The 12,845-nt window shown below is 60.8% G+C and carries 10 protein-coding genes; 4 read left to right on the top strand and 6 right to left on the bottom strand.

The genetic code is table 11. The annotated features are described in order from the left end of the window. Together ACN0X9_RS00730 and ACN0X9_RS00725 are read right to left on the bottom strand one after the other, a co-directional pair. The gene (locus tag ACN0X9_RS00730; protein WP_417485720.1) at positions 1-1,608 is read right to left on the bottom strand and encodes an antiporter; all 1,608 of its coding nucleotides are present in this window, start codon (positions 1,606-1,608) and stop codon (positions 1-3) included. An 84-nt stretch (positions 1,609-1,692) separates the two neighbouring features. Continuing rightward, positions 1,693-3,018 (bottom strand): MFS transporter, encoded by a 1,326-nt coding sequence (locus ACN0X9_RS00725; protein ID WP_417485719.1) that lies wholly within the window; start codon positions 3,016-3,018, stop codon positions 1,693-1,695. A 251-nt stretch (positions 3,019-3,269) separates the two neighbouring features. Here ACN0X9_RS00725 and ACN0X9_RS00720 point away from each other — a divergent pair, with 251 nt between their 5' ends. The 4 genes from ACN0X9_RS00720 to ACN0X9_RS00705 all read left to right on the top strand — a co-directional run bounded on the left by ACN0X9_RS00720 (position 3,270) and on the right by ACN0X9_RS00705 (position 5,862). After that, on the top strand, positions 3,270-3,968 hold the full coding sequence (locus tag ACN0X9_RS00720; protein WP_417485718.1) for a helix-turn-helix domain-containing protein: 699 nt from the start codon (positions 3,270-3,272) through the stop codon (positions 3,966-3,968). Next, entirely contained in the window at positions 3,952-4,506 is a 555-nt protein-coding gene (gene mobA, locus ACN0X9_RS00715; RefSeq protein WP_417485717.1) for a molybdenum cofactor guanylyltransferase, read from the top strand. Before ACN0X9_RS00720 ends, mobA begins: the two co-directional genes overlap by 17 nt. 88 nt (positions 4,507-4,594) lie before the next feature. After that, positions 4,595-5,599 carry a GTP 3',8-cyclase MoaA gene (moaA, locus tag ACN0X9_RS00710; RefSeq protein ID WP_417485716.1) on the top strand — a complete coding sequence of 335 codons (1,005 nt, stop codon included), beginning with the start codon at positions 4,595-4,597 and terminating at the stop codon, positions 5,597-5,599. A gap of 5 nt (positions 5,600-5,604) precedes the next feature. Next, on the top strand, positions 5,605-5,862 hold the full coding sequence (locus tag ACN0X9_RS00705) for a MoaD/ThiS family protein (RefSeq protein ID WP_417485715.1): 258 nt from the start codon (positions 5,605-5,607) through the stop codon (positions 5,860-5,862). Between the two features lie 31 nt (positions 5,863-5,893). On the opposite strand, the gene ACN0X9_RS00700 is transcribed toward ACN0X9_RS00705, so the two are convergent. The 4 genes from ACN0X9_RS00700 to ACN0X9_RS00685 all read right to left on the bottom strand — a co-directional run bounded on the left by ACN0X9_RS00700 (position 5,894) and on the right by ACN0X9_RS00685 (position 12,782). Beyond that, positions 5,894-7,072, bottom strand: coding sequence for an NnrS family protein (locus ACN0X9_RS00700; protein ID WP_417485714.1), 1,179 nt, complete (start codon positions 7,070-7,072; stop codon positions 5,894-5,896). A 251-nt stretch (positions 7,073-7,323) separates the two neighbouring features. Further along, positions 7,324-8,355: a LacI family DNA-binding transcriptional regulator gene (locus ACN0X9_RS00695; RefSeq protein ID WP_417485713.1), complete on the bottom strand. Its 1,032-nt coding sequence runs from the start codon at positions 8,353-8,355 to the stop codon at positions 7,324-7,326. Positions 8,356-8,373: 18 nt separating this feature from the next. Next, positions 8,374-9,705, bottom strand: a complete 1,332-nt coding sequence (locus tag ACN0X9_RS00690; protein WP_417485712.1) for an MFS transporter — start codon at positions 9,703-9,705, stop codon at positions 8,374-8,376. A gap of 137 nt (positions 9,706-9,842) precedes the next feature. After that, on the bottom strand, positions 9,843-12,782 hold the full coding sequence (locus ACN0X9_RS00685; protein WP_417485711.1) for a TonB-dependent receptor: 2,940 nt from the start codon (positions 12,780-12,782) through the stop codon (positions 9,843-9,845). Between the last annotated feature and the right edge of the window lie 63 nt (positions 12,783-12,845).

Below are 12,845 nucleotides of genomic sequence, written 5' to 3'. Positions count from 1 at the left end.
TTACGGGTTTTTCACGTCAGCGCCGGGGCGCAGGTAGAACCACCAGTTGATGGCGATACAGATGGTGTAGAAAACGGCGAAGCCGATGAGGGCGTATTCCGGCGTCGTCGCGCGGATTTGCTCGCCGAAGACCTGCGGGATGATGAAGGCACCATAGGCCGCTACGGCGGAGGTCCAGCCAAGCACCGGACCGGCCTGCTCGCGGTCAAAGACGACGGCGATGGTGCGGAAGGTCGAGCCATTGCCGATCCCGGTCGCCGCAAACAGCACCAGGAACAGGATCAGGAAGGGCGTGAAGAAAACTTCCGGCGTGGCAGACGCGTAAGCCGCCTTCATGAACCAGGCGACGCCCAGCGCACAGATGACCATCACCACCGAGATGACCTGGGTAACGAGCGCTCCGCCGAACCGATCAGCCAGCTTGCCACCGACCGGCCGGATCAGGGCGCCGATAAACGGCCCGGTCCAGGCAAACATCAAGGCGCTCGGCCCGTTGGCATTGATCACGTCATGCGTAAGCACCCCGTCCACTTCGATATGCTGGAAGCCGAAGATGACCTTGATGGCGAGACCGAAAGCCGCCGCAAAACCGATGAATGATCCAAAGGTCATCGTGTAGATCACCGTCATCACCCAGGTATGGGTGTTGCGGAAGATCTTGTACTGGCGGTCGAGGCTCTTGCGGATCGCGCCGGGGATTGCCTTGAGTGCGAACACCGTGGCCGCAATCACCAGCGGCAGGACCAGCCATTTGGAAACACCCCAGCCGGACCCGTTGGCGTCCGACGGCAGCATCAGCCAGAGACCGGCGGCGGCCATGATGAGACCGATCGCGAGCATGCCGGCAATCTTGCCGAAGGCCGCAACAGGGGACCCGATATTGGGAGACACATGCTCGTCGCGGATATTGTTCATCCCGAACCAGGCTGCCACGACAACCGGGATCAGGATCGCCACCCAGATAAAGCCGGCATTGTGGAGAAAGGTTTCGGTGCCCGCTGGTATCCGACCGATCAGCGTGCCCGACGTGTTCTCGAGCACCATCGATGTGCCGCCGAACACGCCGACGGTCATCACCAGCGGGATCAGGATCTGCATGGTGGTGACACCGAAATTGCCGAGGCCGGCATTCATGCCGAGCGAGTAGCCCTGGACCTTCTTGGGGAAGAAGAAGCTGATATTGGACATCGAGCTGGCAAAGTTGCCGCCACCAAAGCCGGACAACAGCGCCATCAGCTGGAATTGCCACAGGGGCGCATCCGGGTTTTGCAGGATGACCGCGGTCCCTGCCGACGGCAGGAGAAGCAGCGCGGTGGTAAAGAAGATGGTGTTGCGACCGCCGGCGAGACGGATGAAGAAGGTCGACGGAATGCGCAGGGTAGCACCGGACAATCCGGCGATGGCCGTCAGGGTGAACAGTTCCGCCTGCGAGAACCCGTAGTTCAGATTGATCATCTGAATGGTGATGATGCCCCAGTAGAGCCACACCGCGAACCCGCACAACAATGACGGAATGGATATCCACAAGTTGCGATTGGCGATGGACTGGCCACCACTTTCCCATTGCGCCGGATCTTCCGGGTTCCAGTCTTTGAGGTCCTTGGCCATTGTCGGCATTTCCTTGTTGTTGGGTCGACTGCGGCGATGACGGTCGCGACCGGGGGAGGTTCGGCCGTCACCGCCGCGGCGAAATCAGCGCGCCGCCGGTGCCGGGTGGGGGAGGTCGGGGACGTCGCTGAGATGGGTATCGGTTTTGAGCTCGGGGAATTTGCGCCGTTCCATCCGGCGGATGGCCAGGTGCATCCAGATCGTCGAGACAAGGACGATGAGGAACATCAGCATGAAGCAGCTGGTCCAGACGCCGGTCAGGTCGTTCATGATGCCGAAGCTGATCGGCAGGATGAATCCGCCAAGTCCGCCGATCATGCCGACCAGGCCGCCTACAGCCCCGACATGATGCGGATAGTAGACCGGGATGTGCTTGTAGACGGCCGCCTTGCCGAGCGACATGACGAAGCCGAGGCCGCAAGCCAGGATCGCAAAAAGCGGGACGCCGATGCCAAAACTGAACTCGATCGGGCCGTTGATACCTTCGACGATGTAGGTCGTGTTCGGATAGCTGAGAATGAACAGGCAGATCAGAGACACGATGAAGGTGAGATACATGACGAAGCGGGCACCCCACTTGTCCGACATCCAGCCGCCCAAGGCGCGGAAGATCGAGGCGGGAAGCGAATAAGCCGCGGCCAGCATGCCGGCGGTCTGCAGGTCAAGGCCGTAGGCGCCCACATAATAACGCGGCAGCCAGGAGGCTAGCGCCACGAAGGCACCGAAAACAAAGAAGTAATAAGTCGCGAACCGCCAGACCTGAGGGTCTTTGAGAGGCTCGAGCTGCATCAGGGCAGACGCCGGGCGTGTTCCTGACTTGCGCTGGGCTACCAGGACCGGATCGTCCTTCGTGAACACCCAGAAGATCAACGCCATGATCAACAGCACGCCGGCATAGATCTGCGCCGTCTGTTGCCAGCCAAAGGCGACGACCAGGAAGGGCGCGCCGAAATTCGTCACCGCGGCACCCATATTGCCGACCCCGAATATCCCCAGCGCGGTGCCTTGCGACTTGGCGTCATACCAGCGCGACACATAGGCGATGCCAATGATGAAGGAGCCACCCGCCAGCCCCACACCCAGGGCCGCGAGGAGAAAGAGCGGATAGCTGTCGGCCATCGACAGCAGGAAGGCGGCGACCGCGGTTGTCACCATCTGGATGGGGAACATGATCCGGCCGCCGACCTGCTCGGTCAGGATGCCCAGAAAAATGCGACTGATCGAACCGGTCAGTACGGGGGTCGCCACCAGCAGTCCGAACTGGGTCTCGGACAGGCCGAGCTCCTGTTTGATCCGAATCCCGATGATCGAGAAGATTGTCCAGACCGCGAAACAGGTCGTGAACGCCAAGGTACTCATCCCCAGCGCCTGCGTCTGTTGGCCCTTTGTTACCCCGTCAAGCACATGCATGTCGCTCTCCTGCATCTCCTTCGACCCGAAGGCGTCATGGATTGATAGCAAACTGTACTTAATCGATGAACCATAACACTTGTCGCGCGTCAAACAACCGCACGTGCAAACAAGTGAAGAACACATATCAACTTGTATGTTGAAGATTTTAATGCGCGCATTTATTGTGAATCAACTCACCTCTTGATGTAGGTCAAGGATGCGTGTAGGTGGGCGTCAGCCGGCCAGACAAGGCATAGATCGGAGACGACATGCGCGACGAAGATCGCCAGACCATTCGAAAGCTGCCGTTGTTTTCAAAGATGGAAGAGCGTCATTTCGACCAACTCATGCGCGCCGCCTATGCCCAGCGCATCCCGCCGCATGTCGATCTGATCCGCGAAGGTGAACCGGCAGATTTCCTGTATCTGGTGATGGAGGGCAGCGTTGAACTCTTCTCGTCCAGCCACGGTCGGGAGACGTCAATGGCAATCGTGTCACCGGTCTCGACCTTCATCCTTGCCGCCACCATCAAGGACTTGCCCTTCCTGATGTCCGCACGGACCGCAACCGCCAGCGCATTGCTCCTGATCCCGTCCCAGAATGTCCGGGCAGTTTTCGAGGAAGACCCGGAATTCGCCCGCGCGATTGTGACCGAACTCGCCACTTGTTACCGCTCGGTCGTGAAATCGATGAAGAATCTCAAGTTGAGGACCGCGGTCGAGCGTGTTGGCAATTACTTGCTCCGCCTGCATGACAAGGCCGGACAGGACCGTGTGGTGACCCTGCCCTACGGCAAGAAAAACCTCGCCTCCATCCTCGGCATGACACCGGAAAACCTGTCCCGCGCCTTCGGCGCACTACAGGCACACGGCATCATCATGGATGGGGCACGGGTCGAGATTGACGACCGCGAAGCCCTGGCCCGTTTCTGCAAACCCAATCCGCTGATCGATGACCCGCGCAGCTGATACCTTCAAATTGACAGGCATCGTCCTGGCCGGCGGAAAGTCTCGCCGGATGGGTCGTGACAAGGCGATGCTGGAGCTGGACGGGGAAACACTGCTGGACCGGGCCCGCGCCGTTCTGGCGTCAACCGGATGCGGATCAATCCGTATCAGTGGCCGCCCGGGCCATCCGGACGGTATTCCAGACAGTCGCCCCGGCGAGGGTCCCGGACAAGCCATATACGATGCTTTGGAGCTGGCCAGGAAAGCCGGTCAGGACGGCGTCCTCGTCATCCCGGTCGACATGCCCGGCCTGTGTGTCGAAACCCTGACCCCGCTCTTGCAACCTTCGTCGGCCCGTTGCCGCGCCTGGGTTGATCATCCCCTGCCCGTATTCATCGCCGCCCAAGGGGGATTGCCGGACCGCACTGAAGCCGTATCGGTTCGCAGTCTGCTCGCCGCCCTTCGAACCGAGTGGTTGCCGATCAAGCCGTCTTACTCGGGTCATTTTGGTAATATCAATACTCCGGATGATTTTGCGGGCTTTGGCAATTTGGCGTGACATGCGACGAGACGTCACTTGCGGCGGCGCGGCGACATGATAATTGTCAAGCCAGAGTGATCAGGAGGCCCGGATGGACCGGCCGGACATGACCCTTCAGCGCGCGCCGCTCGTCGATACGTTCGGCCGGCAGATCACCTATCTGCGCCTGTCGGTCACCGACCGCTGCGATCTGCGCTGTGTTTACTGCATGAAGGCCAAGCCGACCTTCCTGCCCAAGGCGGACCTGTTATCGCTCGAGGAGCTGACAGCGGTGTGTGACAGCTTCATCGCCCGCGGGGTCACCAAGATCCGACTGACGGGCGGTGAGCCGCTGGTCCGCAAGGATATTTTGAGCCTGATCGGGAATCTGGGTGCGCGCATCGGCAAGGCCGGTCTGGAGGAGGTCTGCCTGACCACCAATGCGACCCAGTTGCCACGCTACGCCGCCGCCCTGGCCGAGGCCGGCATCCGGCGGGTCAACATCTCCCTGGACACACTCGATCGCGACACCTTCTCCACCCTCACCCGGGGCGGCCGGCTGGAGCAGACACTGGCCGGCATCAAGGCCGCCAGCGCCGCCGGGCTGCAGGTCAAGATCAATGCTGTCGCCATGCAGGGCGTCAATGACCGCCAGCTGCCCGCCCTCATCGAGTGGGCCCATGGCGAAGGTCATGACGTCACCCTGATCGAGGTGATGCCGATCGGCGAGGTCGGCGTCGACCGGGCCGACCAGTTCCTCTCTCTCGCCCGGCTTCGTGAGACGTTCCAGGCTCGCTGGACACTCACCGACCTGCCCGACAATACCGGTGGCCCGGCCCGCTATGTCCGGGTCGAGCAGACCGGCGGGCGCCTCGGCTTCATCTCGCCGCTGACCGGAAACTTCTGCGACACCTGCAACCGCGTCCGCCTCACCTGCACCGGCAAGCTCTACATGTGTCTGGGGCGCAATGGCGCCGTGGACCTGCGCGACGCGCTGCGCAATGGTGAACCCGATGCGCTCGACGCCATGCTCGACACCGCCATGCGCCAAAAGGCACAAGGACATGACTTCGATGTGTCGCGCGGCGCGGCGGCCGCCGTTCCCCGCGACATGGCGACCACCGGAGGCTGACCATCATGCAGCTTGAACTCGAATTCTTCGGCCCCCTCCAGGACCAGATCGGGAGCCGCTCGACCCGCATCCACACCCGGCAGGCACCCGATACCGTCGACAGCCTCATCGCCCTCATCACCGAAACACAACACGGACGAGACGCCCTGCGGGCCTCACATGTGCGCCTCGCCATCAACGACAGGATGGTCGCACGAAACGCGCCTCTCAACCTCACAGACGGCGACCGCATCGCCTTCATGTCGCCCTTCTCAGGCGGATGACCATGAAACCACTCATCATCCGTCGATCTGTTCAGGTTTTCACGGGCCTGGCGCCGAACATCATTGGCGCATAGGCCAGGACAAAGAGAAGGAAGGCCGCGCTCCATAATATCGCGCCGGTCGCTAGCAGCACCGGGTCGTTCGCCATCAAGGCCGCCGCGACCCGCAATACAGCTCCGAGATGGACGAGACCGTAAATCCATAGCGTCGCCGTGTTTGCCCGACGCTGCCGACCTGTATGGCCAAGGCTCGCGCGCGTCATGACGGCGAGCGTCATCGAGCCGATGAGACCGGCGGAAATCGCGTGGAGACCCGCGCTGGCGGATATGAAGGTCGGGCCAATCACCCCGGCTCCCAACATAACGAGGCCAGCGGGCAGCCACGCATATCCAAGATGAAGCGACCACATCAGCGGTTCAAGAAGCGTTGCACCTCCCTGCCACCGCAGCAGTCGGTAGCAATGAATGATGCCGGCGAGGAGCAGGAGTCCACCGGTCAGGAGGTGGGCGGGCCACAGCACCCAGGCCACGAGCGCGACAGCCAACAGGCCTATCGATAGCTTGTCATACGCCATCATTGGCGGCACCACCCTGGAAGCGGCCTCATTGTCCCGCCCCGCCAGCCAGTTGCGGGTAAAGCTTGGGACAATGCGCCCGCCGATCAGGGCGATAAGAATACAGGCGACTGCCAACGCCCCCTTGATCGCCTGCGTACCTGTCGGGGACCAATGATATGCCACATGGGCCAGGGCGTAGATCGCGATCAGGCCCGCGACCGGAAGGTTGCGCCAGTTTCGGCCAGCCCCGATCTCCCTGAAGACAACGGCCGCCAGCACAATCAGGAACGCCGCGTCGATCAGGGTCGCCACCGGACCTGGCAGCATCAAACCGGTTATTCGTCCAAGGCCCCACAAACCGAACAGCAAGGCCAGCCGCCAGCCGGCAACAGGCGCCCGCCCGGTCCAGTTCGGGATGGCGGTCAACGCGAACCCGCAAACAATGGCGGACAGAAAGCCAAAAACCATTTCATGAGCATGGCCGGAAACACCGGAACCGGCGAAGGGTAATGGAAGTCCCAGATACTCGACCAACCAGAGGGGCACAAGGAGCCCGGCCCAAGCAGCTCCACCCAGAAAGAATGGCCGGAAGGCATTCTGGAAAACCGGCCAAGACCTGCGCCTTTGCGCGCCTCGATCAACACCATCCGACATTTGCGACCCCATAAAATTGATATTTCTCAATTCTAGTCGCTGAAGGATATTTGAGAATGAGGCGCATTGACGCGGCAAGATGTTCGCAAGACATGCGAACCGGGCAGATCGGGATCATCGGGCATTGGCGGCGCGGGTCCGGTCTGCCAATTGCCGCGCTCGACACCATAATCCGCGCACCGACAAGCCGCCCAATTGAAGGCCAGACCCAACCGCGTTCAGGCGTGCCGGCCTGGACCCGGCAATTGCAGCTAACCGATCGGAGCCGGCGCCGTCACGGAGTCACGTTCGACAAGCTCATATTCGAGGAGAACGGCTGCATTCGGCGGATCCGCGGGGAGTGATAGCGAGTCAATCAGCCTTTCGACGGCCATCGCACCATACTCCACCAACGGCTGGCGAACGGTGGTCAACGCCGGCCAGGTCCGGTCAGCAATCTCGGAATCATCAAACCCGACCACGGACAGTCGCTCAGGCACTGCGACGCCTCGACGGTGTGCGGCCATGACGATCCCGGCTGCCATGTCATCATTGGCGGCGAAGACCGCTGTCGGGGGATCATCCCGGTCGAGCAGGTCGTCACCAGCCTTCAGCCCCGAGGAAAATTCGAAATTGCCCGGAAGCACGAGAGCCGGATCGAATTTGATGCCGGCCGTATCCAGCGCATCGCGGTAGCCGCGAAACCGTTCCTGGGTGGCGTTCTGGTTTTCCTTGCCCCGCTGAAAGGCAATCCGTGTATGGCCCCGGTCGATCAGGTAGTGAGTCAAATCCCGGGCCGCCGCCTGTTCGTCGATCATCACCGTAATTGAGGACCCGGGCAGGTCATGCGGGCCGATACGCGCCACCCGTACATCAAATTCGGACAGGACTTCCGCCAGACGAAGATTGTTGGACAACGGAGGCACCAGCAGCAGGGCATCCGGCTTGCTGACCTCCATGAGCCGGGCAAAGCGCTCGTGCAACTGGCTCCAGTCCATATCCTCTATTCGCTCGAAGAGCGAAATCATCAGCTGATATCCGCGTGCCTGACAGGCTCGTACGGCACCGAACTGGATCGCATTGACATAGCTGGACCGATCCGAATGGGAGACCATGTGAACGGAATAGGAGCGCCCTCCCCGCAGCTGACGCGCGGATGTGCTGGGTACATATCCGACTTCAGCAGCGGCCGCCTGGACGCGTTCTCGGAGCGCCTCTTTCACATGGGGCTCATTGTTGAGCACCCTCGACACAGTCTTGACAGACACACCGGCCTTTTCGGCGACATCAACCATTCGTGCCATGCATTGCCCCCAAGGCGGTCAGTGCGAACGAATCTCTTCGACGATCTTTGCGTGCAAGTGCCGGTTCAATGGCAGGCGCAGGATTACGAGAGAAGAAAGGAACAGCAGTATCGACGGCCCCGCGAACATGTAAAGCTCAAGCCTGTCAGCCGTTTCAACAGATTGCTGGGCCAGGTCCGGGTCATACCCGACCGCCTTGAGCATGACGCCGACCAGGAGACCGGCCAGCCCGCCGGCGGTTTTCTGCGACAGGAGAACCGAGCCGAATACGGCGCCTTCATTGCGCGTGCCACTCTTCCACTGGCCGAATTCCACCGTATCGGGCACCAGAGCCCAAACCAGTACACCAAAACCACTGAACCCCACGCCATAGAGCAGGATCTGCAAGGGCAGGCCCCGGAACAGGACCGGACCGAAGGCCGTCAGGAGCAGGCCCGTCACGATCACGACCCAGCAAGCAGCGATCCAACCGACGCGCTTGCCGAAGTGGCGGATTACCGCTGTCCAGATCGGGATGGATGCCAGGGTTGCGACCGCATATGCGGTCATGACGGTTTCCTTGCGGGCGAAATCAACCTCATGGGCTTCGATATAGAAGGCCAACGGAATCAGAAACGAAGCCCCGGCCCCAGACTGCAGGAATATTGCCAGAAGCAGGACTTGCAGGGCCCGATTGACCCGCACGGCCCGCCAGAACCCCCGGAAGCTCAAATCGGCCGGCGTTTCATGGGTTGTCTCGAGCGTGCGTTCTCGCGTGAAGAGGAAACAGGCGAGAAGGGCGACCGTCGCGACAACACCGCCCATTATCGCTGCCACGAGAAACCCGGACGGCGAGACATCCGAGCCGCCCCCGAAGGCCCGCACGACCGGAAACCACAAGCCGGACACGGCAAGCAATCCGAGAAATGCGAAAGCCATGCGTGTGCCGGAGAGGACGGTACGCTCGCGGCTGTCAAAACTGAGGCGGGACGCCAATGCAGAATAGGGAACCGCCACGATCGTGTATGCCAGCCGGAACACGATGTGCGCCATCGCCAGGGCAACCATCAAGATCCAGCCCTCGAGCGGCGGCACCCAGAACAACAGTACGAAAGCCGCTCCCAAAGTGACGCCGCCGATGGCGAGATAGGGCCGGTAGGTTCCGTATCGGGTCCGGGTCCGCTGGGTCAGATTGGCCACTACGACATCCGAGACGGCATCCCACGCCATGCCGATAAAATAGATCAAGCCAGCGGCGTCGGGCGACAAGCCGACCACCTCCGCATACCAGAACACCAGGATCAGCGAGAGCGCGTTCCAGTAAATGTTCAGGCCAAAATCACCGGTGCCGTAGCCAAGATAGGTCTTCAAATCGCGCTCGTCGGTTTTGCTATCGGCAGGGTTTCATGGATTCCCGCTCGGAAGGAAGCCCGCCTTCCAGAATGCAACGGGGCGGCAGGTCAGATATGACCTGCCGCCCCTGCATGCTTACTCGCGGAGGGAGCGAGCTAGAAGCGACCGCGCAAGACGAACGCAAAGCGCCGGTCATTGCGGAAGTAGGCCCGCGGTGCCTGCACCAGGGTTGGATTGATGACCGCGCTGGTTTCGGAGACCTCATCCAGCAGGTTCACCGCCTGCAGACCGACAGTCAGGCTGTCCGTGATGTCGTAGAAGATAGAGCCATCAAGCTGGCCCGTACTCTCGTGGACGACAGGCGTGAACGGATAGATCACGTCCCGAACGGTCAGCGTGTATTCTGACCGCCAGTTATAGGCGAGACGGGCACTCCACTGGTCGGTCTCATAGAAGCCGACAAGATTGACCGTGTGCTCGGACATGAGCGGTAGACGCAATTGCGACACGTCGAAGTTCGGGGCATTGCCACGACCGTTCGGTTCGTCGTTCTTGGGACCGATATTCGGAATGCCCTGAGCATCGATATAGGTGTAGTTGGCTTGAACGCCCAAGCCGGACCACATCCCGGGCAGGTCATCGAAGGTTTGCTGATAGGCAACTTCGAAGCCCTTGATCTCGCCGCTGTCGGAGGCGTTGCCAACGCCGTCGACATCGACCGCGAAGGTTTCACCGTTATTCTCGATATCCCGCTGCAGAATGGCCGGAACGATGTAGTCGCTCAGGTTTTTCTGGAACAACGAGAAGGTCAGCGAACCAACGTCATCGAAATACCATTCGAAAGCGAGATCGAACTGATCGGCAGTGATCGGGTCCAGTTGGACGTTGCCGGTCGAGGCATTCGGCCCCAGCCATGCACCGGTCACGGGATCGTCACCGCCTTGCTCAATCACAAGGTTGCTTTTCATCAGGCCAAAATCCGGACGGAAGATTGCCTGGGACAGGCCCAGACGGATCTGGAATTCATCCGTCAGACCGAACACCACGTTGGCACTCGGAAGCCAGTTCTCGTAGGAGTGACTGTCGGTGCCGGTCTGATTGCTGCCATCGGCCCAATCAAAGAACGCCGCTTGAGTCGCCGCGTCTTCCAGACAGATGCCGGGCGGAGTGCCGGCGATACCGGCACAATAGGCCGTCGGCGTCATACCATTGAACACCAGGGCACGATCCGGGAAGGACAGCGCACCAACCGCGCTTGTTTCCGTTTCTACATAGCGCAGGCCGACATTGCCCGAGATACGAACACCGTCAGAGCGGTGCTCGTTATCGAAGTCCAGGCGACCGTAGAACGCGGTCGTGTCTTGGGTCACATCGGTGATCTCGGAGGGCAGGAATGCCGTGCCCGGGACAACTCCTCCGCGCTGGGCCAGAGGGACCCAGCCACCGTTTCCGGCCGCGTCGCGCATCGCCAGGATGCCGGCAACAGCCTGGTCGTAATTATCACCCAGAGCGCCGGTATACATCGGCACGCCGCCTTCGAGTCCTGTCGTCATGCCACGCATGTAGTTGTCGAAGGTATAGAGCTCGAACGTTCCCGGCGGGATGGCCGGATTGTCGAGCGCGAAGGGCGAGTTCCATGTCGCGGAAATATTGCCCCAGTTATAGACCGAGCTACGCACAATCTGCTCGCGGTTGGAAACACGGCCACCAAAGCGAACAGACCTCAACCAGCTATCGCCTTCAAAGTCATATTCGGCGTCTGCACGGAATGAGACCGATTCCCCCTCATTGTCAGAGAGGTGGTCCATTGCCGAGCGGAGATAGTAGTTGCTGGCGTCGGAGAAATAGGGATCCGAGCCATCGGCAGGACGGCTGTAGATCACGCTGGGCACATCACCGGTCACATCCAGATCGATGTCCGAGAAGAACGCACCGTGAACGGTGACATCAGCGATGTTCACTTCGGACTCAACGAATTGCAGGTCGAAACTGGCACGGAAGCGGTCCGTTGGCGACCAACGGAGATTGAACCCGATATCTGTGGTCAGGCTTTCATCGACCTTGCCGCGCGCAAGGGCGAGTTGGCGCACGCCATTCAAAGGGTGGGTCGGATCATTGGAACGCCAGCCGACATTCTCCGAGATCACACCGCTTTCGAACAGGCCATTATCGTCATAGGTGAAGCTTGTCCCCGGAGCCGGCGTGATCCCGGGACCGTCGTCGATAGACGGCTCAATCGCGCGTTCCGACCAGGCGTTCTCGTAAGAAGCCCGGAAGAATTGCGCGGTCGCCTCCAACTCACCATCAGCACTGCGCCACTGAGCGGCAGCCGAAATCGTGTCCCGGGTCCGGTCAAACAGCTGCGTCCGGATACCGGCGCCTGAAGGTATGTAGAGACTTTGACCATCGGCGGGGTCCCGATCGAGCCACTCGGCGACGAGCGTGCCGTCGGCGCGGCTCTGCAACTCGGAATAGGATGCACCAAAGAGCAGACCGAATTCAGACCCGTTCCCGAGCTCCCAGCGATTGCTGTAGATGCCGGACACGGTCGGCGTGACTTCCTCGGCAAAGTCCGAGTAGTTCGCTTCCAGGGTGAATGCCATCATCTGGCCGCCCTGATCAAACGGGAGGCGGGTATTGAGGTTCACCGTACCGGCGAGTCCGCCTTCAATCATGTCGGCGGACTGGTTCTTGAACACCTCGACCGACCCGAGCATTTCCGGCGACACGTCATTGAAGCCGATTTGCTGACCATTGTCGGCAGAGAACACATCACGGCCGTTCAGCTCACTACGGGCGAAGTTGAGACCCCGAATGATCGCGCCAGACCCTTCGACCGAGAAGTGGTCCGGGTCATTTTCACCTTCAAACCGCGTGATGTTCACGCCTGGAACGCGCTGCAACGCCTCCGCCACCGAACGGTCCGGCAGGGCACCAATATCCTCGGCCGTGATTGCATCAACCAGAACATCGGAGTTACGGCGGATTTCCTGGGCGCTTTGCAGGCTGGAGCGGATGCCCCGAACCGTGATCACCTCGGTATTGGAGTCATCGTCCTCTTCGACCTCCTGGGCGTAAACCCCGGTCGAAACCATGGCTATGGACAGGGCTGCGAGGCTTGCTCCCCGCCACAATCCAGATCGCAGCCCTCTTCCAGG

Source organism: Maricaulis sp. (genome assembly GCF_048268525.1).
GTDB lineage: Bacteria > Pseudomonadota > Alphaproteobacteria > Caulobacterales > Maricaulaceae > Maricaulis.
Note: the sequence above shows the minus strand (reverse complement) of the source record. Positions and strands in the feature narration are given on the sequence as shown.

Excerpts from the sequence above, each read along its gene's own strand:
- ACN0X9_RS00730 (WP_417485720.1), bottom strand. The coding sequence starts at position 1,608 with ATGGCCAAGGACCTCAAAGACTGGAACCCGGAAGATCCGGCGCAATGG.
- ACN0X9_RS00725 (WP_417485719.1), bottom strand. The coding sequence starts at position 3,018 with ATGCATGTGCTTGACGGGGTAACAAAGGGCCAACAGACGCAGGCGCTG.
- ACN0X9_RS00720 (WP_417485718.1), top strand. The coding sequence starts at position 3,270 with ATGCGCGACGAAGATCGCCAGACCATTCGAAAGCTGCCGTTGTTTTCA.
- mobA (WP_417485717.1), top strand. The coding sequence starts at position 3,952 with ATGACCCGCGCAGCTGATACCTTCAAATTGACAGGCATCGTCCTGGCC.
- moaA (WP_417485716.1), top strand. The coding sequence starts at position 4,595 with ATGACCCTTCAGCGCGCGCCGCTCGTCGATACGTTCGGCCGGCAGATC.
- ACN0X9_RS00705 (WP_417485715.1), top strand. The coding sequence starts at position 5,605 with ATGCAGCTTGAACTCGAATTCTTCGGCCCCCTCCAGGACCAGATCGGG.
- ACN0X9_RS00700 (WP_417485714.1), bottom strand. The coding sequence starts at position 7,072 with ATGTCGGATGGTGTTGATCGAGGCGCGCAAAGGCGCAGGTCTTGGCCG.
- ACN0X9_RS00695 (WP_417485713.1), bottom strand. The coding sequence starts at position 8,355 with ATGGCACGAATGGTTGATGTCGCCGAAAAGGCCGGTGTGTCTGTCAAG.
- ACN0X9_RS00685 (WP_417485711.1), bottom strand. The coding sequence starts at position 12,782 with ATGGTTTCGACCGGGGTTTACGCCCAGGAGGTCGAAGAGGACGATGAC.